The sequence below is a fragment of the Flavobacterium gilvum genome (assembly GCF_001761465.1).
Classification (GTDB): Bacteria; Bacteroidota; Bacteroidia; order Flavobacteriales; family Flavobacteriaceae; genus Flavobacterium; species Flavobacterium gilvum.
Genome location: NZ_CP017479.1, coordinates 1,669,895 through 1,694,907, shown reverse-complemented (window position 1 = coordinate 1,694,907; position 25,013 = coordinate 1,669,895). Strand labels below are relative to the sequence as shown.

General features: G+C 35.0%; 23 protein-coding genes and 1 tRNA gene. 5 read left to right on the top strand and 19 right to left on the bottom strand.

Going from position 1 to position 25,013, the window contains the following annotated elements:
- Window positions 1-26 precede the first annotated feature (26 nt).
- From EM308_RS07100 to mraZ, 16 genes are all read right to left on the bottom strand, one after another.
- A complete protein-coding gene (locus EM308_RS07100) occupies window positions 27-854 on the bottom strand; it encodes a zinc-dependent peptidase (protein ID WP_035636784.1) in 828 nt (275 codons plus the stop codon).
- Window positions 855-933: 79 nt separating this feature from the next.
- A tRNA-Arg gene (locus EM308_RS07095) sits at window positions 934-1,007 on the bottom strand.
- Window positions 1,008-1,081: 74 nt separating this feature from the next.
- Window positions 1,082-1,531 carry a GatB/YqeY domain-containing protein gene (locus tag EM308_RS07090; protein WP_035636874.1) on the bottom strand — a complete coding sequence of 150 codons (450 nt, stop codon included), beginning with the start codon at window positions 1,529-1,531 and terminating at the stop codon, window positions 1,082-1,084.
- 356 nt (window positions 1,532-1,887) lie between these two features.
- Window positions 1,888-3,843 carry a cell division protein FtsZ gene (gene ftsZ, locus EM308_RS07085; RefSeq protein ID WP_035636782.1) on the bottom strand — a complete coding sequence of 652 codons (1,956 nt, stop codon included), beginning with the start codon at window positions 3,841-3,843 and terminating at the stop codon, window positions 1,888-1,890.
- Window positions 3,844-3,939: 96 nt separating this feature from the next.
- Window positions 3,940-5,325 carry a cell division protein FtsA gene (gene ftsA, locus EM308_RS07080; RefSeq protein WP_035636780.1) on the bottom strand — a complete coding sequence of 462 codons (1,386 nt, stop codon included), beginning with the start codon at window positions 5,323-5,325 and terminating at the stop codon, window positions 3,940-3,942.
- Window positions 5,326-5,331: 6 nt separating this feature from the next.
- Window positions 5,332-6,054: a cell division protein FtsQ/DivIB gene (locus tag EM308_RS07075; protein ID WP_035636778.1), complete on the bottom strand. Its 723-nt coding sequence runs from the start codon at window positions 6,052-6,054 to the stop codon at window positions 5,332-5,334.
- The gene (murC, locus tag EM308_RS07070) at window positions 6,041-7,390 is read right to left on the bottom strand and encodes a UDP-N-acetylmuramate--L-alanine ligase (RefSeq protein ID WP_035636776.1); all 1,350 of its coding nucleotides are present in this window, start codon (window positions 7,388-7,390) and stop codon (window positions 6,041-6,043) included. The genes EM308_RS07075 and murC overlap by 14 nt, the downstream gene beginning before the upstream one ends.
- A 52-nt stretch (window positions 7,391-7,442) precedes the next feature.
- Window positions 7,443-8,543: an undecaprenyldiphospho-muramoylpentapeptide beta-N-acetylglucosaminyltransferase gene (gene murG / locus EM308_RS07065; protein WP_035636773.1), complete on the bottom strand. Its 1,101-nt coding sequence runs from the start codon at window positions 8,541-8,543 to the stop codon at window positions 7,443-7,445.
- Window positions 8,544-8,566: 23 nt separating this feature from the next.
- The gene (locus EM308_RS07060; protein WP_035636771.1) at window positions 8,567-9,886 is read right to left on the bottom strand and encodes an FtsW/RodA/SpoVE family cell cycle protein; all 1,320 of its coding nucleotides are present in this window, start codon (window positions 9,884-9,886) and stop codon (window positions 8,567-8,569) included.
- 69 nt (window positions 9,887-9,955) lie between these two features.
- Window positions 9,956-11,287, bottom strand: coding sequence for a UDP-N-acetylmuramoyl-L-alanine--D-glutamate ligase (gene murD, locus EM308_RS07055; RefSeq protein ID WP_035636768.1), 1,332 nt, complete (start codon window positions 11,285-11,287; stop codon window positions 9,956-9,958).
- 3 nt (window positions 11,288-11,290) lie between these two features.
- Entirely contained in the window at window positions 11,291-12,520 is a 1,230-nt protein-coding gene (gene mraY / locus EM308_RS07050; protein ID WP_035636765.1) for a phospho-N-acetylmuramoyl-pentapeptide-transferase, read from the bottom strand.
- 6 nt (window positions 12,521-12,526) lie between these two features.
- Window positions 12,527-13,990 carry a UDP-N-acetylmuramoyl-L-alanyl-D-glutamate--2,6-diaminopimelate ligase gene (locus tag EM308_RS07045; RefSeq protein WP_035636761.1) on the bottom strand — a complete coding sequence of 488 codons (1,464 nt, stop codon included), beginning with the start codon at window positions 13,988-13,990 and terminating at the stop codon, window positions 12,527-12,529.
- Window positions 13,987-15,990 carry a penicillin-binding protein gene (locus tag EM308_RS07040; RefSeq protein WP_035636758.1) on the bottom strand — a complete coding sequence of 668 codons (2,004 nt, stop codon included), beginning with the start codon at window positions 15,988-15,990 and terminating at the stop codon, window positions 13,987-13,989. The genes EM308_RS07045 and EM308_RS07040 overlap by 4 nt, the downstream gene beginning before the upstream one ends.
- A complete protein-coding gene (locus EM308_RS07035) occupies window positions 15,981-16,328 on the bottom strand; it encodes an FtsL-like putative cell division protein (RefSeq protein WP_035636755.1) in 348 nt (115 codons plus the stop codon). The genes EM308_RS07040 and EM308_RS07035 overlap by 10 nt, the downstream gene beginning before the upstream one ends.
- Before the next feature lie 73 nt (window positions 16,329-16,401).
- On the bottom strand, window positions 16,402-17,313 hold the full coding sequence (gene rsmH / locus EM308_RS07030) for a 16S rRNA (cytosine(1402)-N(4))-methyltransferase RsmH (protein WP_197056127.1): 912 nt from the start codon (window positions 17,311-17,313) through the stop codon (window positions 16,402-16,404).
- The gene (gene mraZ, locus EM308_RS07025) at window positions 17,288-17,761 is read right to left on the bottom strand and encodes a division/cell wall cluster transcriptional repressor MraZ (RefSeq protein WP_035636753.1); all 474 of its coding nucleotides are present in this window, start codon (window positions 17,759-17,761) and stop codon (window positions 17,288-17,290) included. Before mraZ ends, rsmH begins: the two co-directional genes overlap by 26 nt.
- A 374-nt stretch (window positions 17,762-18,135) precedes the next feature.
- Here mraZ and EM308_RS07020 point away from each other — a divergent pair, with 374 nt between their 5' ends.
- The 3 genes from EM308_RS07020 to EM308_RS07010 are packed head-to-tail and all read left to right on the top strand — an operon-like array spanning window position 18,136 to window position 19,939.
- Complete coding sequence (locus tag EM308_RS07020) at window positions 18,136-18,909, top strand: alpha/beta fold hydrolase (RefSeq protein WP_035636751.1); 774 nt, start codon at window positions 18,136-18,138, stop codon at window positions 18,907-18,909.
- 24 nt (window positions 18,910-18,933) lie between these two features.
- A complete protein-coding gene (gene yihA, locus EM308_RS07015) occupies window positions 18,934-19,548 on the top strand; it encodes a ribosome biogenesis GTP-binding protein YihA/YsxC (RefSeq protein ID WP_035636749.1) in 615 nt (204 codons plus the stop codon).
- Window positions 19,549-19,603: 55 nt separating this feature from the next.
- Window positions 19,604-19,939, top strand: a complete 336-nt coding sequence (locus tag EM308_RS07010; RefSeq protein WP_035636747.1) for a hypothetical protein — start codon at window positions 19,604-19,606, stop codon at window positions 19,937-19,939.
- Between the two features lie 10 nt (window positions 19,940-19,949).
- On the opposite strand, the gene gldC is transcribed toward EM308_RS07010, so the two are convergent.
- Both gldC and gldB read right to left on the bottom strand, forming a co-directional pair.
- On the bottom strand, window positions 19,950-20,285 hold the full coding sequence (gene gldC / locus EM308_RS07005) for a gliding motility protein GldC (protein WP_035636745.1): 336 nt from the start codon (window positions 20,283-20,285) through the stop codon (window positions 19,950-19,952).
- Window positions 20,285-21,259, bottom strand: coding sequence for a gliding motility lipoprotein GldB (gene gldB, locus EM308_RS07000; RefSeq protein ID WP_035636743.1), 975 nt, complete (start codon window positions 21,257-21,259; stop codon window positions 20,285-20,287). The genes gldC and gldB overlap by 1 nt, the downstream gene beginning before the upstream one ends.
- 182 nt (window positions 21,260-21,441) lie before the next feature.
- Between gldB and nadE the strand changes: the two genes are divergently transcribed.
- Window positions 21,442-22,239, top strand: a complete 798-nt coding sequence (gene nadE / locus EM308_RS06995; RefSeq protein WP_035636741.1) for an NAD(+) synthase — start codon at window positions 21,442-21,444, stop codon at window positions 22,237-22,239.
- An 88-nt stretch (window positions 22,240-22,327) separates the two neighbouring features.
- On the top strand, window positions 22,328-22,957 hold the full coding sequence (locus EM308_RS06990; RefSeq protein WP_035636740.1) for a response regulator transcription factor: 630 nt from the start codon (window positions 22,328-22,330) through the stop codon (window positions 22,955-22,957).
- On the opposite strand, the gene dnaG is transcribed toward EM308_RS06990, so the two are convergent.
- The gene (gene dnaG, locus EM308_RS06985; RefSeq protein WP_035636738.1) at window positions 22,954-24,930 is read right to left on the bottom strand and encodes a DNA primase; all 1,977 of its coding nucleotides are present in this window, start codon (window positions 24,928-24,930) and stop codon (window positions 22,954-22,956) included. The two genes, EM308_RS06990 and dnaG, sit on opposite strands and share 4 nt — an antisense overlap.
- Window positions 24,931-25,013 lie beyond the last annotated feature (83 nt).

Below are 25,013 nucleotides of genomic sequence, written 5' to 3'. Positions count from 1 at the left end.
GTGTTAATCAAAACAATTTTAAGATATTAATGACTCATATTCAACATCTGACTCACTTTATCATATAAATCAGGGAAACGGATTTTAAACTCCAAAGGGGTTTCAAAATAATGCTCTAATACCACCGCAAGGAATTCAAATTGATTCGTAAAGGCATAAAGTCTGAAATAATTGGACTGTACTAATTCTTTCCTGAATGCCGCATCATTCATTTCTTCATTAATTAAAGTGTACATCCTTGAAAAAAGAACACAACTAACATTATTGCTTTCTAATCCCTGATAATGTAAAACATGAGCAAATTCATGAATTCCGAGATTCAAATTATCAGAAGAAATATCAAATCCCTTTTGAAAATCTTCCCACGAGAAAACCACAGCTTTCGTATTTGGATTAAATTCCCCTTTGTGGTATTGTTGGGTAATTCTTGAAAAATAGACTGAAGGATAAATGATTATTTTATCAAAAACTTCACATAGATATTCCCTCATACCAAATGACAACATTACTAACGTGGCTGCTACATGGACTTTCACCTCCTCCGTAATTATGAAATTCTCACGTCCTACAAATTCGTATTTATTCATAAAACAGGCTACTCTGTGCTCAAAATATGCTTTTTCTTTGTCTGTTAAACCAACGTAAAAAGGGAATTTGTTATTCAAAAACTGGATTGAATCAATGCTTATTTTTTTTGGAAAAGGATAAAAATGAACAAATACAGGTTTACCAAAAGCCAAACCAAAAAAATATTCGAAGAATCTAAAAAACATAAAAAGAAAAAAAATCAGAAATACAACGACAACAAAAAAAAGAAAGACAAGAGTAATAGCCACCGATATATTGTTATCCATAAAAATATTTTCTGTTTATTATTTCTATAAAAATAAAAAGCAAAATCATAAAAATTCATTTACAATTTTGCTTTTAAAGTGACCACGGAGGGGTTCGAACCCCCAACCCTCAGAGCCGAAATCTGATATTCTATCCAGTTGAACTACGTGGTCAGTTAATTTTAGATTTTAGATTGTTGATCAACGATTTGAGATTTAAAAACATTGATCAACAATCTAATTTTATTTTAAGCCAATAATTTCTTTACAATGGCAGAGATAGTTTTTCCTTCGGCTGTTCCTCCCAATTGAGCGGTAGCCAATCCCATTACTTTTCCCATTGATGCAATTCCAGATGCACCTGTTTCGGCAATGATTTTTGCAATCACAGCTTCAACTTCAGCCTCGCTTAATTGGGCAGGCAGAAACTTTTCGATTACTGCAACTTGTGCCAATTCTGGTTCAGCCAAATCAAGACGGTTTTGTTCTGTAAAAATTCTTGCACTTTCTTTACGTGTTTTAACCAACCTTTGAAGCAATTTAATCTCATCATCGGCAGAAATTTCTTCTTTGGAACCCGAAGCTGTTTGAGCCAACAAAAGCTCTGATTTTATTGCTCTTAAAGCTTCTAATGCTACTGTATCTTTGGCTCTCATGGCGTTTTTGATTTCGTCCATGATTTGAATTGATAAACTCATATTATATTTTGATTTTAGATTCTTGAACTTAGATTTTAGATTTTCAATCACAAATCTTAAATCTGCAATCATAAATCTACAATCTCAAATCACCTGCCCCAGATGGAAATGAAAAGCCTTTTTGCGAGAAACTATATTTTTTCTTGAACCAGAAAAGCGACTGAAAGAAGCTCTTTCTTGTTCTTAGAAAAAAATAGTTACGACAAAAAGCTTGTAATGTACAGCTGGATGAGGCCCGACAAATTTAGAAAATTTTACTGGTATTAACAACAAGTTGTTTGAAGCATTATAGTCAAAAAAAAGCCCGAAAACTAAAAAAGAATCTTCGGGCTATTTTCAAAAATGGCTAGGTTTAGTTAGTCTACATTGTCGTGCAAATACGAATTATTGGAACGTAACTGTAAATCATTATTACTATCTGTCCCAACAGATATTCTTGAAGTTGAATTGTTTTTGTTTATACTGCCAAGATCTATTCCAAATCTTTTGTAAGCCGGTTCTCTTTCCAGTTCATCAACTCTTGACACACTATCATGAAACTTGTAATTAAAATCTTTAAGTTTTTTTCTTCTTTCTTCGGCTCTAAATCTCAAAGTTTCTTCGATTGTCATTTCAACAGGTGAATTGTTACTCAAAACAGGGGCTTCTACTGCTGACTCAATCACTTGTTTCATTGTGATGTTCAATTCTGCCGGAACTACTTCCTCTATTTTGGCTACAGGTTTACTTTCCAATAAGTCATTTTCTGTTTCCATATACTCTTCAAGAGAGTACTTTATTATCCCATTATCAGATAATTCGGTTACAGGAACAAACTGAACAGGCTCAACAACTTTTATATCACGAGTCTCATTTGACAATTCAAATAAGAAGTTATTTACTTCCTCTTTTGCCTGAACTGGCTCTGGTTTGCTTAATGGCAAATCAAAAGAAAATGCAGCTTGTTCTTGTTTTTCTTCAAAACGAATTGGCTCAGGCTTCACTTCTCTAACTTGTTCGGCTACAGGACTTGTTACCAAAAAATCAATTTCTTTCATTGGAGAAACAATTTCGAATGTCACATCGAGATTTTTGATAAATTCTGTCATCCCTATTAATTCGTCTTCATTAATAGAAGCAACGATAGGCGTTTCAATTATCGGTTCTGGTGTAACCTCGTCTTCGATTAAATCAAAAACTATTCTTTCCTCTGTGTTTGAAACTGGTACTTCAGTATTCAAATTAAAACTTGCAACTGTATTTTTTGTTAAATCAAATACTCCTCTTTGCTCTTCTTCAAGAGTATGGATTATTTTCTTAGGCTCAACATTTACGATTTCATTTTGTTGCTCAACTGCAAAACCAGTAGCAATAATGGTCACTGCAATGGAATCACCAAGTGATTCGTCTTCACCAACTCCCATGATGATATTGGCATTCGAACCTGCTTCGTATTGAATATGCTCGTTGATTTCGGCGATTTCGTCAATCGTGATTTCATTAGTTCCAGAAACGATAAGCAACAATACGTTTTTGGCTCCTGTTATTTTATTATCGTTTAAAAGCGGAGAATCCAAAGCAGCAACAATTCCTTCTTTGGCTCTATTTTCTCCAGAAGAAACTGAAGATCCCATGATAGCTGTTCCACTGTTATACAAAACAGTTTTGGCATCACGTAAATCGATATTTTGAGTATAGTGATGTGTAATTACTTCGGCGATACCTCTTGAGGCTGTTGCCAAAACTTCATCGGCTTTTGAAAACCCGGCTTTGAAACCAAGATTCCCATATACTTCTCTTAATTTATTATTATTGATTACAATCAATGAGTCAACTTGCTTACGTAATTTCTCAATTCCGATAAGCGCTTGTTCCTGACGCACTTTTCCTTCAAACAAAAATGGCAAAGTAACGATTCCTACAGTAAGTATATCTCTTTCTTTGGCTAGCTGAGCAATCACAGGAGCTGCTCCTGTACCGGTTCCTCCACCCATTCCCGCTGTAATGAATACCATTTTGGTATTAACATCCAATACTTTTTCAATATCAGATATACTTTCTATAGCAGATTGATGTCCGATATCTGGATTTGCTCCAGCACCAAGTCCCTCAGTCAAATTCACACCTAACTGAATTTTATTGGGCACAGCACTGTTTTCCAATGCTTGAGAATCGGTATTACAAACGATGAAATCTACACCTTTAATACCTTGTCTGAACATGTGGTTGATAGCGTTACTACCGCCACCACCAACTCCAATTACTTTGATTACATTTGATTGATTTTTTGGCAAATCAAATGAAATACTTCCAAATTCTGTGTTGCTTGGCATAATATGGGGTTTTAAATTTTTTATTAACTTTTCTCTAACTACTCTAGCTCGGGACAAAAAGGAGTTTGATATTTTTATATTTATTCTTTAATCAATTTATTCTGCGTTATCCAAAAAATCTTTAATCTTGTCGACATATTTATCAAAAAACGACCTTCTTATTTTATTTTCGGTAGATTCCCTTACAGGCTCTACTTGCAGTACTCTTTCTGGCTGAACATAAACCTCTTCTTTCACTTCAACTTTTTCTTCAACAATGGGTTCCCTGTAATAAGTTACTTTTTCGCTTACGACTGGTTTCATTTTTACAGCACTCTGTGTTTTATTTTCGATGCTGTTCATTACCAAACCAACCGCTGTTGCGTATAAAGGACTTGAAATTTCCTCATCTGAGTTTCCTGCCAAATGCTCATTTGGATAACCAATCCTTGTATCCATTCCGGTAATGTACTCCACTAATTGTTTGATGTGTTTCAATTGTGCACCACCACCTGTAAGAACGATACCAGCGATCAATTTTTTGCGAGGATCTTCATGCCCATAAGCTCTTACCTCGGTAAAAACCTGTTCAATAATCTCAACAACTCTGGCATTAATTATTTTTGAAAGATTTTTTAGTGAAATTTCTTTAGGCTCTCTTCCTCTTAATCCTGGAATCGAAACAATTTCATTGTCTTTGTTTTCTCCCGGCCAGGCCGAACCAAATTTAACTTTTAGCAATTCGGCTTGTTTTTCAATAATCGAACATCCTTCTTTGATGTCATCTGTAATAACATTTCCTCCAAAAGGTATAACTGCTGTGTGACGAATAATTCCATCTTTAAAAATAGCCAAATCTGTTGTTCCTCCACCAATATCGATAAGTGCAACTCCGGCTTCTTTTTCTTCCTGACTCAAAACAGCATCCGATGAAGCCAGTGGTTCCAAAGTAAGTCCTGACAATTCAATCCCTGAACTCTGAATACATCTACCAACATTTCTAATTGATGAAGCCTGTCCTACAACAACGTGAAAACTGCTCTCCAATCTTCCGCCATACATTCCAATAGGTTCTTTAATATCTGATTGCCCATCAATTTTGAATTCCTGTGGCAAAACGTGGATAATTTCTTCACCTGGCAACATTGCCAATTTATGAACCTGATTGATTAATAAATCAATATCATTTCCTCCTATTACCTCTTCTGGATTATTTCTGCTGATGTAATCGCTATGCTGAATGCTTCTTATGTGCTGTCCTGCGATACCTACTACAACATCTTTAATTTTATATCCTGAATTATTCTCTGCCTCAAGAATTGCTTGTTGAATAGACTGGATTGTTTGTGTAATATTATTCACAACCCCTCTGGCCACACCTAAACTTTTAGATTTCCCAACCCCCAAAATTTCCAACTTGCCATACCCATTCTTTTTGCCTATCATGGCAACAATTTTCGTCGTCCCAATATCTAGACCTACTGCAATATTCTCTTTTTCCATTTTCTATTATTTTGTACAGACTACCTGTTCCGTAAATCTGAGATCTATTATTTTATATTTATCCAAAGAACCATCCAAACTTACTTTTTGAAAAAAAGCTTTATAGTTTTGAAATTTTCGTTCCATGTTTACCAAACCACCAAAATCGATTCGATAATTATAATTTCTATTCTGCATTAATAAGCTACCATTAGGCATAATTTGTATCCCAATGATGTTTTTTCTCAAAAACACATCATCATAAATTATCTTAAATAATTTAAATAAATCTTCACTGTTTTTCTTGTTAATCTCCCCAGAAACAAGTGGAACTCTAGCTGTAAAATTTTCCGACAAAGGCATTGTATCACCCTCACTGTCAATATAGAAAGAACCTTCATCATTAAAGACCCTAGCGATAGGAGTCTTCTGTTTCACAACTGCTTTCAGAACACCATCAATACTCACACATACATCCGCCTTAGCGATCATTTTTTGAGTATTTAACACTTGCTCCAATTTATTCAAATCTAGCCTATCTTTCCTTATGGTTACTGCATTCGAATTATTTTCTATTAACAATTTATTAACCGTTTCTCTTTTTAAAAAAAGAGCGTTTTCACCTACAAAAACAACCTCTGTTTTGGTTAATTTCCTTTTCGAATTTCGTTTGGATGTAAACGAAAAAAGAAAAACAACCAAAATAAACATGAGCAATAATCTTATATTATTCCAATTAAAGACTTTCATACAATGCTTTTTTAATTGTAGGCACCATTTCTCCCAAATCACCAGCTCCAATAGTAACAATCACACTGGCATCATTTGCCAAAATTGAAGGAATCAGTTCTTCTTTACTAACAATTTTTTTATGATCATTTGTCATTTTATCCAATAACCATTGTGAATTAATGCCTTCCATTGGCAATTCACGGGCAGGGTAAATTTCCATCAGAAAAACTTCGTCAAAAGCGGATAAACTTTTAGCAAAATTATCTGCAAAATCCCTTGTTCTGCTAAACAAATGTGGTTGAAAAACAGCTAAAACTTTTTGTCCCGGATACAATTCCCGAACAGCCTGATGAACCGCATTAATTTCAGTAGGGTGATGAGCATAATCATCAATATAAACTAAGTTTTCTTCTTTTATCTGATAAGAAAAACGTCTTCTGATTCCCATAAAAGACGCCAAAGCTCTGGCGATAACATCGGTTGGGGTTCCGTATGTTATTGCCATTGCTGACGCCATTAATGCATTCATTAAATTATGTTTCCCCGGTAACCCGAAACGCAAATCCTTAATATTTCCGTTTGGCGTTTTAACATCAAAAACATAACTGCTATTTTCTATTCTTACGTTGAAAGCCTCAAAAACAGCTTCTTCATTAACTGCACAAATCACTCCTTCAATAGGCAATTCATTGGTTATAAAAAGATTGTTTTTATCCTCAACTTTATTTGCAAATTCCACAAATGAAGCTTCAATCGCAGTACTGGTACCGTAAATATCCAAATGATCGGCATCCATAGACGTAACACAGGCAATATCTGGATGCAGGTGTAAAAAGGAACGATCAAATTCATCAGCTTCAACAACAGTGACTGTTTTTCCGGTTCCTATTAAATTAGAATCATAATTCTCAACAATTCCGCCTATAAAAGCGGTTACATCTGCCCCACTTTCATACAAAATATGTCCCAAAATACTAGAAGTAGTAGTTTTTCCATGCGTTCCTGCAACAGCAAAACAAAAAGTATCTTTAGTAATAATACCTAAAACTTCTGCGCGTTTTTTAACCTGATAGCCTCTCTCTAGAAAATAATTCCACTCGGAATGTTTTACAGGCACGGCAGGAGTAATAATCACCAACGTATTTTCGACATAATAATCAGTTGAAATTAGACTAATATTATCTTCAAAATGAATATCAATACCACTTTCTATCAATTCACCGGTAAGAATAGAAGGGGTTTTGTCATATCCTGAAACCTGTTTTCCGATAGCTTTGAAATAACGCGCCAAAGCACTCATCCCAATACCTCCGATTCCAATGAAATAGACGTTTTTTATTTGATTTAAATTCATATTCATTAAGTCTTAATGTCAAAAAGTTTCAATGTCATAAAGTCGCTTGACTTTACAACTTTCGGCTTTGGACTAATTTGATTATTTCGTCAACAATTTGTTCAGTTGCTTTTGGCTTTGCCAATAATTTAATATTTTCACTTAGTTGATCTTGCTTCCCCTGATCTTTTATCAACGATTCGAAAACCAAACTAAAATCTTCATCCAATTGTGATTCTTTGAGCAAAATGGCTCCTTTTTTATTTACAATAGCTTCGGCATTTTTGGTTTGATGATCTTCGGCCACATTTGGTGACGGAATAAAAATCACTGGTTTTCCAACAATGCACAATTCAGAAACTGAAGAAGCTCCAGCCCTTGAAATAATCACATCTGCGGCGGCATAAACCAAATCCATACGCTCAATAAAAGCCGTTACCTGAACATTATGGCGGTTTTGATTTTTATAATCTTCCAAATAGAACTTGCCACATTGCCATATCACTTGCACTTTTAGCGAAAGCAGATTAGTCAATTCTTTTTCGATCAATTGATTAATTCTTCTCGCACCAAGACTTCCTCCTAGAACTAAGAGCGTTTTTTTGGATGGATCCAAATTGAAATATTCAATGGCTTCTTTTCTTTTTTCCTGAATATCCAATAAATCCTGACGAACCGGATTTCCAGTCAAAATCATTTTATCAGCAGGAAAAAAGCGTTCCAAATTATCATAAGCAACACAAATACTATTTGCTTTTTTGCTCAACAGTTTATTGGTAATTCCCGGATATGAATTTTGCTCCTGGATTACAGTTGGGATATTCATGCTGTTGGCCATTTGCAACAAAGGTCCGCTGGCAAAACCTCCCGTACCAATCACTACATCTGGCTTAAATTTTTTAATTATTTTTCTTGATTTCCATAAACTGCTCAACAATTTAAACGGAAACATTGCGTTTTGTAATGTTAATTTTCTTTGCAGTCCGGCAATCCAAAGTCCTTCAATTTTATAGCCTGCCTGAGGAACTTTTTGCATTTCCATTTTGTCTTTGGCACCAACAAACAAAATTTCGGCATCTGGAAAACGGGACTCCAATTCATTTGCAATTGCAATTGCAGGATAAATATGCCCTCCAGTACCTCCTCCGCTTAAGATGAATTTATGTTTTGCCATTTTGAAAAATTCTAAAATCGTTTTTATTTCAACACTGCGTTCATTGGGTTCTTTGAATTATCCGTAATTGAATAATTGCCTGAATCAAAATCCTCATTACTATTATTCAAATCAGCTTCCTCAAGATCTGCTTCTAATTCCCTATCTATAAGTTTTTGAAGAATTTCTTCTCTTTTTTCTTTTTCCAATTTTTCCTGTGCAATTTCTTCTTCTTTTTTGGTAACACTCAAAATGATTCCCAACCCAAAACAAGTCATCCATATTGAACTTCCCCCGCTACTTATCAAAGGCAATGTTTGTCCAGTAACCGGCAATAATTCGACTGCGACAGCCATATTAATCATCGCCTGAAAAATCATTGGAAAACCCAAACCGACGACCACCAATTTTCCAAAAAGTGTATTGGCTTTATGTGAAGCAATTACAAAACGGAATAACAAAAGCAAATACAAAAGCAAAACCGTCAATCCTCCTACAAGTCCATATTCTTCAACAATAATGGCATAAATAAAATCGGAAGAAGACTGAGGCAAGAAATTTTTCTGAACGCTTTTCCCTGGCCCCAAACCATAAAGCTGACCGGAAGCAATAGCAATTTTGGCCTTTTCGATTTGATAATCATCTTCGTCAGAACCCTTACTTGTAAAATTTTCTATTCGGCTTTCCCATGTTCCTACCCTGCTGAAAAATTTAGAATTAGGAAATGCTTTACCAATTATCACAAAGAAAACCAACAACACAACTCCTGAACTTATTATAAAAAAGATGTATTTTAAAGGATATCTGCCAATAAAAACAAGCATAATCACCATAGAAAATATCAAAGCCGTCGTAGAAAAATTGGCTGGTAGAATGAACATCAACGTAATAAAAACAGGAGTCCACAATTCCCACAAAGACGATTTAAAAGTGATTGGAGTTTCTCTGGTTTTAGATAAATAACGAGCAACAAAAACAAATAACATTATGGCCGCCACGGTCGAAGGCTGAAAAGACAACCCAATAAACGGAATCTGAATCCATCTACTGGCATTTGCGCCAGCGATAACAGTTCCTTTTACCAAAGTATATGCCAATATCACCCAAACTATCGGCAATCCTGCCTTGGAAATAGCCCTAAAATAATGATATGGTATTTTGTGAACCCAATAAATTATTAAAAATCCTATACAGATATGGGCAAAATGTTTCACCAGATACCCCAAAGTATTCCCGGTACCATGTCCCAAATAAGCCAAATTACTGCTCGCACTAAAAACAGGCATAAAAGAAAACAAGCCCAATAAGGCCACGAATGACCAAATGCCTTTGTCCCCTTTTAACTTGTTAATTAGCTCTTTCATTACATTTATTATTTACAGTTAATTTCCATTTTTCAAATTAACTAATTGTCTAATTTTCCTATTATCTAATTACAAATTCTTCACCGCTTGTTTGAATTGTCTTCCTCTATCTTCATAGTTTTCAAACAAATCAAAACTGGCACAGGCCGGAGACAACAATACTGTATCTCCTTTTTCGGATAAACGTTGAGCCATTCGGACTGCTTCGGTCATGCTACCTACTTCTACCATAATATCCACGACATTACCGAAAGTATCTATGATTTTTTTGTTATCAACTCCCAAACAAATAATGGCTTTTACTTTTTCTCGCACTAATGACATTAACTCGTGGTAATCATTCCCTTTATCAACACCGCCCACTATCCAAACGGTAGGTGTATTCATACTATCTAAAGCAAAAAATACCGAATTCACGTTTGTAGCCTTGGAATCATTGATATACTGCACGTTTTGAATCTTCAGTACTTTTTCTAAACGGTGTTCAACACCTTGAAAATTTGACAAACTCTCACGAATCGTTTCTTTTCTTATCTGCAAAATCTTTGCAACAGAAGTAGCCGCCATAGCATTCTTTAAATTATGTTTTCCTTCCAATGCAATGTACTCTGTTTCCATTGTAAACTCGTCCTGATTGATTTTTACTTCCATTTTATTGTTTTTTAAATAAGCTCCTTCGTTGAATTCATCTGTTAACGAAAAAGGAATTAATTTGGCTTTTACTTTATTTTTACTCAACCATTCGGAAATGGCTTCATCATTTGCATCATAAATCAGGAAATCATCCTCTGTTTGATTCATAGTGATACGAAATTTCGACTCTATATAATTTTGAAATTTGTATTCATATCGATCCAAATGATCCGGGCTAATGTTTGTTATTATTGCTATATCGGGTCTGAATTTCACAATTCCGTCCAGTTGAAAACTACTCAACTCAATCACATAATAATCGTAACTATTATCGGCGACCTGCCAAGCAAAGCTTTTACCAACATTTCCGGCCAAACCCACATTCAATCCGGCTGATTTCAGCAAGTGATACGTCAACATTGTTGTGGTTGTTTTCCCGTTACTTCCCGTTATTCCGATAGTTTGGGCGTTTGTAAAAGGTGCTGCAAATTCAATTTCGGAAATTACAGGAATCCCTTTAGCCTTTAATTGCTTCACGATTGGCGATTTATCCGGTATTCCCGGACTTTTCATGACCACATCAGCATTCAAAACCAGATCTTCAGTATGTTTTCCTTCTTCCCATTCGATGCCATTAATAATCAACACCTCTTTGTAACTGTCTTTTATCTTTCCAAAATCGGAAACAAAAACTTCGTAACCCTTTTTCTTACCGAGAATAGCAGTTCCTACCCCACTTTCTCCTCCACCTAAAATTACTAGCCTCATATATTATCTCAATTTCAGTGTAACAATTGACAAAATGGCCAGCATTATGGCTACAACCCAAAATCGCGTCACTATCTTACTTTCATGATACCCTTTTTTTTGATAGTGGTGATGAAGCGGTGACATTAGAAAAATTCTTCGGCCTTCGCCAAAGCGCTTTTTGGTATATTTAAAATAGCTTACTTGTAAAACAACAGAGAAATTTTCGACCAAAAAGATTCCGCACAATAAAGGAATAAGCAATTCTTTTCGGACCGCAATTGCCAATACTGCAATAATTCCCCCGATGGTTAAACTTCCTGTATCACCCATAAAGACAGATGCCGGATAAGAGTTGTACCAAAGAAAACCAATCAAAGCTCCGAGGAATGCAGCTATAAAGACGGTCATTTCTCCTGAATGCGGGATGTACATTATATTCAGATAATTTGAGAAAATTATATTTCCGGAAACGAATGTAAAAATCCCCAATGCAAAGACCGAAACAGCCGAAGTTCCCGCTGCCAAGCCGTCAATACCATCAGTAAGATTGGCTCCATTTGAAACTGCAGTAATAATAAAAATCACAACCGGGATAAAAACCAGCCAAGCCCATTTTTCGTAGTCAGGACCAATCCATTCTAAAATTTTAGCATAATCGAATTCGTTATTTTTAACAAAAGGAATTGTGGTTACTGTAGATTTTTCTTCCATTGAAGCAGATCTTACAACCGTTTGGCTAGTTTGCTGAAAAATTTTGCTGCTTGCAGTATCTGTTTTAACCGTTACAACTGGGCTAAAATACAAGACAGAACCTACGATTACACCTAATCCTACTTGTCCAAATACCTTAAAAATACCTTTAAGCCCTTGTTTGTCTTTTTTGAATATTTTGATATAATCGTCAATAAAACCGATAGTCCCCATCCATAAGGTAGTAACAATCAACAGGACTATATATATATTGTGTAACCTAGCAAAAAGAACAACAGGAACCAACGTCGCAAAAATGATAATAATACCCCCCATTGTAGGAGTACCTGCTTTTTCATTTTGCCCAGCCAATCCAAGTTCACGAACTGTTTCCCCAACTTGTTGTCTGCTTAAAAAGGCAATTATACGTTTCCCATAAATAGTAGACAACAACAATGATAACAATAATGCTAATGAAGATCTAAAAGTGATATATTGAAAAACACCTGTACCAGGTACATCCATTACTTTGTCTAAATATTGAAATAAGTAGTATAGCATATTGTTTTATTTTAACAGTTGTTCTAAAATTTCTTTTACAATTTTCATGTCATCAAAATCGTGACGTATCCCTTTGATTTCCTGGTAAGTTTCGTGGCCTTTACCAGCAATCAATATAATATCATTTGGCTGCGCCAATTGGCAAGCTGTTTTTATAGCCTGCAACCTATCTGTAATCGACAATGCTTTTTTGAAATTTTGAGGCTGAATGCCTTTTTCCATTTCTTGAATTATAGCCTCCGGCTCTTCGTTTCTAGGATTATCGGAAGTTATGATTACTTTATCGCTTAATTCTGTTGCTATGTTGGCCATTACAGGACGCTTTGCCGTATCTCTGTTTCCACCGCACCCCACAACAGTTATCAATTGCTCATTATTGGTTCGGACATCGTTAATGGTATTCAAAACATTTTCGAGTGCATCTGGCGTATGTGCATAATCCACAATAGCCGTTATGCTCGTATTGGAAACAACATATTGGAATCGCCCAGATACACTTTCCAATTCCGACATCAATCGAAGCACTTCCAGACTATCAATTCCTAATTCTACAGATACTCCATATATTGCCAACAAATTGTAAGCATTAAAAGTTCCAATTAATTTTACCCAAACTTCATTACCATTTACTTTTAGCAACAACCCTGATAATTGATTTTCCAGAATTTGCGCTTTATAATCAGCATACGATTTTAGGGCATACGTCAGTTTTTTTGCTCTTGTATTTTGCAGCATTACCTGACCATTTTTGTCATCAATGTTTGTAAGTGCAAAAGCATCTACCGACAAATGATCGAAAAAGGATTTTTTTACATCTCTATATTCAGCGAAAGTAGGATGGTAATCCAAATGATCGTGCGATAAATTCGTGAATATCCCACCTCTAAAATGCAAGGCTTCAGTACGTTTTTGATGGATTCCGTGTGAACTTACTTCCATGAAACAATATTCTACTCCAGCGTCAACCATTTCATTCAAATAATGATTAATGGTAATTGAATCTGGAGTTGTATGGGTTGCTTTGTATTCTAATTCATCAACTAAAATTTTTACTGTCGAAAGCAAGCCTACTTTAAAACCGGCTTTTTTAAACAATTGATACAATAAAGAGGCAATCGTTGTTTTACCATTGGTTCCGGTAATACCAACCAATTGTAATTTTTTAGACGGATTACCAAAAAAATTGGCTGCCATAAAAGCCAAAGCCGAATTGGTATCTTTCACACATACATAAGTCACTCCATTTACAAGAGTATCCGGAAGTGTATCACAAATAACTGTCGAAGCTCCCAGACCAATCGCTTTTTCAATAAAATCATGACCATCTGCAATTGTGCCACGGATTGCGATAAAAACATCATTTTTTTCGACTTTTCTGGAATCAAAATGCAGTTGATTTATCTCAATTTCGGTGGAACCCGTTACAGATTCTATTGCTACTTTATATAATATGTCCTTTAATACACTCATGATAATTCCAATAGAATTGTTGAATTTTTTACAATATTCTGACCTGCCTGAATGGATTGTTTTTTTACTTTCCCAACCCCGACAGCCTTAACCTTTAACCCTAAATTTTCTAGTAACGCAACTGCATCCATTCCAGCCATTCCTTTCACATTTGGCACAGCATTTTGCTTATTTTCCATTTTCACGTAATAGGAATTATAACTCTTATCCTGTTGAGGATTAGGATCATCTAATTTTTTAATCACATTGGTCGAAGGAGTGTCGGTAAATATTTTTTGGGCAATTCTTTTAAAAACCGGCCCGGCAACATCTGCCCCGTAATAATTATTATTCTTTGTGTTAGGTTTATGAACCACCACAATACAGGAATACTTAGGCTTATCAGCAGGGAAATACCCAACAAATGAAGACGCATAATGTTTCTCTGTTCCTCCTTTTACAGCATAATTCACTTGAGCTGTTCCTGTTTTTCCCGCCATAGAAAAATCTTTGGAATATAACTTGGCACCTGTTCCCTTTTTTACAACATTCGCCAAAACGGCTTTAATTTTTTTCAATGTTTCTGGAGAACAAACTCTGGGGTTCATCACTTCGGTATTAAATTTTTTGATGGTGTTATTCCATTCTTTAATCTCCGAAACCAATTGTGGTTTTACCATCACTCCATTATTTGCTACTGCATTATAAAAAGTCAATGTTTGTAATGGTGTCACAGATACCCCGTATCCAAAAGCCATCCAGGGAAGTGAAATATTAGACCAATTTTTATCCGTAGGATGCGGAATAAATGGTTTTCCTTCACCTTTGAAAGTCAGACCCAATTTTTTATTCAAACCCCAGGAATCAATATGATTCACAAACTTTGTAGGGTTGTTTTTGTAATTATCATAAACCGCCTGAACCATTACTGTATTTGAAGAAACTTCAAAACCGCGGGCTAACGATATTTTGCCATAACCTCCATCATGAGAATCCCTTACTTTGCGCCCGGAATAAGTGATTATTCCACCATGACTGTCATAAACCGTACTTGTGTCTGCCACTTTATCTTCCAGAATTGCCATCAAATCGACCAACTTAAAAGTCGATCCTGGCTCGTGAGATTCGGCATAAGCATAATTGGTCGTTTCATAATAGCTGCCATCCTCGGCTCTTCCTAAATTTGAAATGGCTTTGATCTGACCCGTTTTGGTTTCCATAACTACAGCACAACCGTGATCTGCTTCGTATTCTTCCAACTGCTTCAACAAAGCATGATGCGCAATATCCTGAATATAAACATCTATAGTCGAAATTACATCGTAACCATCTTGTGGCTCTACTTCGTTTACGTCACGAATAGGTTTCCATTGACCTTTGGCAATTTTTTGTTTTAAAATTTTACCGTCTTTACCGTTAAGATATTCTCTATAAGCCCATTCAATCCCTTTTCCATCCGAATAACCTTCTGGCATTTTTCTTTCGTAACCAATACTACGCTCTGCAATCTGCCCAATTGGATGTTTTCTAACCGTTTTTTGCTCAATTATAATTCCGCCTTTATATGGGCCCAATTTAAACAATGGAAAACCTTTTATTTTTGCGTACTCTGTATAACTCAAATTTTGCGCAACAAGATAATATCTGCTTTTATTTACTCTCGCTTTTCGTAATTCATTTTCGATTTTGCTGCTTGATTTTTTAAGAATCAACCCCAATGAATCCGATAACAGTTTTACATTTTTTTCAAAAGTTTCTGTTTTTGGAGCGACAGCATCAAAACGTATTGCATAACTAGGAATTGAAGTCGCTAGAAGACTTCCGTCTGCAGAATAAATATTCCCTTTATTGGCAGGAATTACAAAATTCCTAACGGTTCTTTCTTTTGCTAATTCTCTATAATGATCTCCATCAACCCACTGAATATTGGTCAACTTTACAGCAATGGCAATCGCCATCATAAAGATGAAAAAGGCAACCAGATAGGTTCTATAGGATATATATTTATCGTCTACTGCCATATTCTTTCTAGGAAACTTTTTTCTTTGGGTGCTGCAACTTCAATTTTTACGGGAGGAACTGTGGATGGAAAGATTTTGTTCTCTTCCATTTTGGCCGAAACCGTAGATTCCATTTTGAGTTTCATCAACTCAGAACGTCTATCAACAAACTCGGAGCGTAACTCTTTTACCTGATTAGTCAATTCAACAATTCTGAATACTTTTTGTTCGTATCGTTGGGTATTTCCAATCATTATTATAGCCAGAAAAATCGCAAAAACGATAAAACGCCAATTTTTAACAGCGTTATCGTCTATAAGAAACTGTGCTTTTAATAACTTATAAATTCCCCCTTTCATTAGTAAATTATGAATTATGAATTATGAGTTACAAACTCTAGAATTCAAATTATCTTTAGACTATTAAACTATTCTAACCTTTTTTCTCTGCAATTCTCAACTTTGCACTTCTGGCTCTGTTATTCAATTTGATTTCTTCGTTATCCGGAACAATTAATTTCCCAACAGTTGCAAAAGGAACCGAAAAATTCCCGTAAAAATCACGCTCAGGCTCCCCTTCAAACATTCCGTTTTTCACAAATCGTTTCACCAATCTGTCTTCCAGAGAATGATACGAAATCACACTAAGTCTTCCGCCCGGTTTCAAAATTTCAAGGGATTGTTCCAAAAATTCTTTTAAAACATCCATTTCCTGATTTACCTCAATACGAATCGCTTGATAGATTTGAGCCAAAACTTTGTTTCTAACTTTTTCAGGCAAATATTTTTTCAAAACTTCTTTCAACTCATCAGTAGTTTTGATTGATTGATGCGTTCTAGCTTCAATGATTGTACGTGACAAAGCCGGAGCGTTTTTCAATTCTCCATAATCCAAAAAGACTCTTCTTAGATTAGCATCATCGTATTCATTTACCACTTTATAAGCATTCAAATCACTTTTTTGACTCATTCGCATATCCAGTTCCGCATCAAATCGGGTCGAAAAACCTCTTTCAGGAACATCAAACTGGTGAGAAGAAACTCCCAAATCACCAAGAATACCATCAACTTGTTTTATACCATAAAAGCGCAAAAACCTTTTTATGAATCTGAAATTTTCATTAATTAATGTAAATCTTTCATCTGGAATTGCATTTGCCAAAGCATCTTCATCCTGATCAAAAGCAAACAATTTTCCGTTTGGCCCCAGTCTTCTCAAAATTTCTTTTGAATGACCTCCTCCACCAAAAGTTACATCCACATAAACCCCATCAGGATTTATATTCAAACCATCTACAGAAGCGTGCAGCAATACTGGATTATGATACTCCATCGTCATCGTCATTTAAATTACCCATTACTTCTTCGGCTAAATCTGCAAAATCAACATCCGAACCATCAATTGATTTCTCATACAAATCCTTATCCCAAATCTCCACAATGTTTACTGCTGAAGAAAAAACCACATCTTTATCAATGCTGGCAATACGCACCAAATCTTTAGGAATCAACATTCTACCCAGCGCATCGATTTCTATCTCTTTTACACCGGCAGTGAAACGACGAATAAAATCATTGTTCTTTTTTACAAATCGATTAAGTTTGCCAATTTTTTTCATCATCAAATTCCACTCTTCCATAGGATACAACTCCAGACAGGGCTGAAATACAGAACGCTTCAAAACGAAACCGTCCTGAAGCGAGGAAGCCAATTGCTTTTTTAACGGAGCAGGTAATAAAACCCGTCCTTTAGCATCAACTTTACACTCATATGTCCCTATAATTGCGCCCAAGTGAATAGTGTTATTTGTATGAAGCAAAAATATATAAAATTTTACCACATTTTACCACTATATACCACTTTGTTAATAAGTTTACCCTTTTTGAGACAAAAGCATCTACTTTGTAGACAATCAGAAAGTTAGATGTCATGATAATTATTTGTAAGAAAGATTGCTTTTTGTTAAAAAGCCTGCATTTTTAATAATTAAAACAGCTTCTTAAAAGCTTAAAATATCTATTATTCATTAGTTAAAAAATTATTAAAAAATTACCAAATCAGCCTAATTCAACCAAAGAGAATAAAAGGTTAAAAATCATCTCCTAAAATTCATTTTAATTTTATAAACCCTATATTTGTGAAAAATTGAAAATTATTGTTTAAAAGATGGAAAAATATTACAAAAAAGAAGGCAAATACGGATATTATGAAGCAGGTGAAGGAATCCCGATTGTCATCTTACATGGATTAATGGGTGGACTTAGCAACTTTGATGCTGTAGCCAACTATTTTTCTAATAAAGGATATAAAATTATCATTCCTGATTTACCAATTTATACCCAAAACATATTAAAAACAAACGTAAAGAGTTTTGCTATTTATGTAAAAAACTTTATCAATTTCAAAAAATTAGACAGAGTAATTCTCTTAGGAAATTCATTGGGCGGCCATATCGCCTTATACCACACAAAATTGTTCCCCGAAAAAGTTTCTGGACTAGTAATTACAGGAAGTTCAGGTCTATACGAAAGTGCAATGGGAGACAGTTATCCCAAGAGAGGTGACTACGAATACATCAGAAAAAAAGCTGAAGATGTTTTTTATGATCCAAAAATAGCAACACCAGAATTGGTTGATGAAGTCTATGCAACAGTAAATGATCGTTTGAAATTGATAAAAACCCTGACTATTGCCAAAAGTGCAATCCGTCATAATATGGCTAAAGATTTACCAAAAATGCATGTACAAACCTGCATTATTTGGGGGAAAAACGACACTGTAACTCCTCCAGATGTAGCCGATGAATTCCATAAATTATTACCTAATTCCACTCTATACTGGATTGACAAATGTGGTCATGCCGCCATGATGGAACAGCCAGAAGAATTCAATGCACATCTTGAAGACTGGCTTACACACACGCATCTAGCAGAACATTAATAGAGGAATTTTACACTCAAGACAATGAAAATTAATACCGCCGAATTCGTAATAAGCAACTCAGACGTAAGCAAATGTCCAAAGGATTTTTTGCCTGAATATGCTTTTATTGGTCGTTCCAATGTTGGAAAATCCTCTTTGATCAACATGTTGACCAATCATAAAAATTTGGCAAAAACTTCGGGAAAACCAGGTAAAACCCAACTGATTAATCATTTTTTAATAAACAACAACTGGTTTCTTGTTGATTTACCAGGATACGGTTATGCCAAAGTTTCAAAAAAAACAAAGTCTATCTTTCAGCAGTTTATCACTGATTATTTTGAAAAAAGAGAACAGTTGGCTTGCGCTTTTGTTCTAATAGACATTCGTCACGAAGCACAAAAAATCGATATTGAATTCATGACTTATATGGGAGAAAGCGAAATTCCGTTTTGTATTATTTTTACGAAAGCCGATAAAATCAGTAAAGTAAAAATAAGCTCTCATATCGCGGCTTACAAAAAACAAATGTTTGCCAACAACTGGGCCGAAATGCCACCTTACTTTGTCACTTCATCGACAGAAGCTTTAGGGAAAGAAGAATTATTAAGTTATATAGAAGAAGTAAACCAAGAGATTTTTAAAGGAGGAAATTAATCTTGTTCTGGATTATTTAATTATATTTGGGTACAAACCTAAAATACAGATTCTTATGACTCCAAAAAAAGCATTAATCTTTCTTTTTTTACTAATAATAAATTTGTCTTACAGCCAAGAAAAGGAAACTTCTAAAATCATTAAAAAAGATATTAAAACCAATAGTGGAAAAGATATTATTGACTTAAATGATTCATCTGTACAATCGGCATTAGCAACTAAAAATTACGGCAAAAAAAATTTTGTTTACTACAACGGTAAATTTTTCCCAGCCGACACAATAAATAAAATTGAAAACCTAAAATCTTTCACTATAGAAATCATAAAAATCCCGAATACCATTACAAAAGATATCCAAACAATTATATACCTAAAAAAAGCGGCCATTTGACCGCTTTTCTTTATTGTTTCAAATCTAATTTCTCGGCAAAATAATCACAGAAGTCCAACATCGTATCCGACATTTTTTCATCATTTGTGGCTCTTCTAAAAGTTTCGGCCATAGACACTAATGTTTGGTGAAAGAAAATTTTCATTTCATCAACAGGCATATCTTTTGTCCACAAATCGATACGCATGCTTTCCTTGGCTTTGCTGTCCCAAACATTAAGCATAATCGCTTTAGTTTCGGATTGTTGCACTCCGCCGTCTTGTGCTGTCCAAAAAAGTTTTTCCGGCACACGGTTTTCGTCTAATTCGACTAAAAATTTTATTTCTGAAGTATTGTTATCTGACATTATTTCTTGGGTTTGTATTTTGATTTTTCGAATATTTCTTTGGCATCCATCTTTAACATTTGATCTACCTTGGTGTCATTATTTTCCATATAGGATCTAACAATTTGCCAGCCAATCCATGAGCCAACTTGCCCAGGCGACTCATTGTCTATTTCTAAATAAAATTTTGAAAAGGGAGCTACATCAATAAAACGCGAATTTAACTTTTGCTCGTCACTAAAAAGCAATTCTTTTTCAATAAAGTAACGCCAAATATAACTTTCGTTTTCCTGACACCAAACAATTTGTTCCGGAGTATATCCCATTTTTTCGGCATCTGAATATTCCGGCAGTAAAAGATCTTTTAGGTAAAGTTCTTTCCCGAAATAAATCATTTGTGACAACAAATTCTTATCTGTTGGTGGAGCAATTTCCCTAAATGCAAAACTCTTTACAACATCTGGCATCATTTGTCTTAGTTCAAAATTCTGCTTCAAATATTTTGGAAAAGTATAAAACTTATGTTCTTTTCCTAAATATAATTCTAATGAAATCAAAACCAATGAATCGGCATAAATTGCTTTATTATTATAATCCATATCCGAAATCAAAGTAATCACTTTCGGCGTTTTGGTCTTTGGAAAATAATATTTCATGTGCTGAACCAAGGTTTCAACCTCGCTTTGAATTCCTTCAGTGTTCGGATATTTTTTTTGAACTTCGGCATACACTTCTCTCCAAATTGGAGCTTCCATTTTGTTAGTCCAAACCGTATCATCGATTTTTGGCGAGAAAAAATAAGGATATTTCTTTTTTAATTTTGACAAATCCTTCGGAGATGTTTCAAAGAATTCTTTATCAAATCGCTCCACCTTCACCGCATCAACCGGTGTTTCTTCGATAGCTTTTTCAACTTTGCTTTTTTTATCACAGGACATAAAAAGCAAACTGCCAACCATCGATAACAAAAATAATTTTACACTTATTTTATTCATTTATCAATTTTTCAATTCATTTTGAGAATAATTCACAAATCTACATAGGTCATTTGAACCTAAATCACGCATCCTTTATACAGTTGTTTTATTTTCTTTAAATTTGTTTTAAAGAAATCACAAAAAGGCTGCATTTATTTTTTTGCAAATATACATTCCTGCTTTTTAAAACCTGAACTATTATGACTAAAAAAAGAACCCTGCAAATTGAAAAGGTAAATACCCATATCGTAGAATGGCTAAAAAGCTATGCTACGAATTCAAAAGTTAACGGATTTGTAATTGGAATATCCGGTGGAGTTGACTCTGCAGTAACCTCAACACTCTGTGCCCAAACAGGTTTACAAGTTTTATGCGTCGAAATGCCAATACACCAGGCACCAAGCCAGGTTTCAAGAGGCAGAGAACACATCGAGCAATTAAAAAATAGATTCCCGAACGTAACCAGTGCTGTTGCCGACTTAACTACTGTTTTTGAAACATTCAAAAAAGAAGTCCCTACAACCGATAACGAACACGCCTTGCATTTATCCCTTGCCAATACGCGCGCGCGTTTACGTATGACAACTCTTTACTATTTTGCCGGAATCCATGGCTTATTAGTTGCAGGAACTGGAAATAAAGTAGAAGATTTTGGAGTAGGTTTTTATACAAAATATGGTGATGGTGGTGTTGATTTGAGTCCAATTGCCGATTTGATGAAATCTGAAGTGTATCAATTAGGCGAATATCTCAATATTCCTAAATCTATCCTGACAGCCGCTCCAACTGATGGGTTATTTGGCGACAGCCGAACTGATGAAGACCAAATCGGAGCAAGTTATGACGAATTAGAATGGGCAATGCTCCTAACCGACGAAGAAATAGCGAATACAACTTTTACCGAACGTGAAAAAGAAGTTATAATAATTTTCAAAAGACTCAATTCAAACAACCAGCACAAGATGAATCCGATCCCTGTTTGCATAATAAACTGTTAAAAAAAATAATTTTGTCCGAAAAATTAGACTTATATAAAAATATTTTTATAATTTTATAGCTTCAAAAACAATCCTAAAACTAAATACCATGATTAAAGTTTGTTTAGCAGATAACTATCCCGTCGTACATTTCGGAATAAAATCGTACTTCAAAGACCATTCAGACATCTCCATCGTTGCCAACGTTGGTAATTTTGCAATGGTAAAAGACATCCTTCTTACAAAAGAAATAGATGTTCTTGTATTAGACCTTGAACTTGAAGGTTTGTCAAGTATTTTTGAAATCAAATCGGTTTTGAAAAATTTTCCAAAAACAAAAATCGTTTTTTACAGCGGTCTTTCAGAACAAATTTACGCTCCAAATGCCATCAAAGCGGGAGTTTCTGGATTTGTTCACAAAACTGAAAAACTAGAAACTTTGGGGCAATCTATCATCAAAGTAAATCAAGGCAAAATAATCATGAACGAAACGGTTATGAAAAACATTGCTTTGATTGCAAAACAAAGTAAAAGCGAACGTTTATACAGAAAACTTTCCAATCGTGAAGTTGAAGTGTTGCGTTACTTAAGTGATGGAAAGAAAAACCACGAAATCGCTGAGATTTTATCTCTCAACGAAAAAACAATCAGCACTTACAAATTGAGATTGTTAACAAAATTAAACGTTACAAATCTAGTAGACTTAGTAAACAAAGCTAAAACGCTGGAAATCGTTTAACTGTAGCGAGACATCACTCTTCCTAATTTTTTCGAAAATGAATTAATTAGTTTATAGTAGTCCATCGCCAAAGACATAGACTCTGTATTATCTGAACCCGGTTCATTTGATACAGAGTTTTTTAATTCTTCTATAATTCTATCCACCAAGTACCAACGCATTGTCAAAATAGTTTCGGAGACATATTGCGCAATAGTTTCGGTTTTGGTTTTGGGAAAAATATTTTGACCTTCCCAATTATGGAGTATCAATCGTTCATCTTCCATTAAAATATCGGTCACTTCCTGAGCAAAATCAGAATTTAGATGCATTAGATATTTTTCAAATTCTAAATTTTCATTTTGAAGATAATACTGAATCAAATCACTAAAAATATCTCGAAATAAAGGATTGGCAAGTTCTACCTCATCTTCCTGCAAACTCAGATAAATCCTTTGATAAACCTTATATTCTTTCTTTTCGGTTACCGTTTCAATTTCGCCCGAATCATTTGTTCTTAGGTAAACATCTTCAAATTCTTCTGTCTTATTTCCATACAACAAAAGAATTTCAATTATTTTTCGCTCCAAACGATAAAGCACATCCACTTTGGCAACTTCGGCAGGGTTTTCATTTTTTACAACCTCAAAAGCTTTTTGTTCTTGTTTGACTTTTTTACCTACTTCGGTAATGTCTTTTTGAACCAACTGCGCCAAAGTGCTAGTCAAAACCTGCTCGGAAATATCCATTATTCGGGAACATTCCTGAATGTAAATTTCACGCTGAATCCTGTCCGGAATTTTCGAAATACTTGCCACCATATCCCGAATCAAATCGGCTTTTTTAATCGGATCATTTTTGGCTTCATTCATCAAAAGCGATGCCTTGAACTGAATAAAATCCTTAGCATTATTTTCTAAATAAGCCACTAAATCTTCGTAGGAAGTTTTTCGTGCAAAACTATCTGGATCTTCCCCATCAGGAAACGCACAAACCCTAACGTTCATGCCTTCTTCAAGAATCAAATCGATACCGCGAATCGAGGCTCGAAGACCAGCTGCATCACCATCAAAAAGAACTGTAATATTTCTGGTCAATCGATTAATCAAACGTATTTGATCTGGCGTAAGTGCTGTTCCTGAAGAAGCCACCACATTCTCAATTCCCGCCTGATTGAACTGAATAACATCTGTATAACCTTCAACCAGGAAACAGTTATTTAATTTTGCTATTGATTGTTTGGCCTGATAAATACCATACAGCACCTTGCTTTTATGGTAAATCTCACTCTCTGGCGAGTTCAAATATTTGGCAGCTTTTTTATCGTTTGTCAAGATTCGTCCACCAAAACCAAGCACCCTCCCAGACATACTTTGAATAGGAAACATCACTCTCCCTTTGAATCGGTCAAAAGGGCGGTCTTCCCTTGCAATGGTCAATCCGGTACTTTCCAGAAATTCCATTTTGTAACCTTTCCCAAGTGCTTCTTTTGTAAAAGCATCCCAAGTTTCGGGCGAATAACCCAAAGCAAATTTCTTGATCGTTTCATTGGTAAAACCACGTTCTTTAAAATACGAAAGACCAATTGCTTTTCCTTCTTCTGAATTTACAAGAACATCGCTAAAATATTTTTTAGCAAATTCGGAAACCAAATACATACTTTCGCGAACATCCGTGTTTAATTTTTCCTGATCCGTTTGTTCGGTTTCTTCAATCTCAATGTTGTATTTTTTGGCCAAATAACGAATGGCTTCCGGATAGGTAAAATGCGAATGCTCCATCAAAAAAGCAACAGAATTTCCGCCTTTTCCAGAACTGAAATCTTTCCAAATCCCTTTTGCCGGCGAAACCATAAAAGAAGGAGAACGCTCATCCGAAAACGGACTAAGCCCCTTAAAGTTACTTCCTGCTCTTTTTAACTGTACAAAATCTCCAATAACTTCCTCTACTCGAGCAGTTTCAAAAACAGTGTCTATGGTTGCTTGTGATATCAATTTATTTTTAAGTTGCTAAGTTTCTAAGTCGCTAAGTTACTAAGTTTTTGAAAATATTAACCCTTCAGAGTTTGAAACTCTGA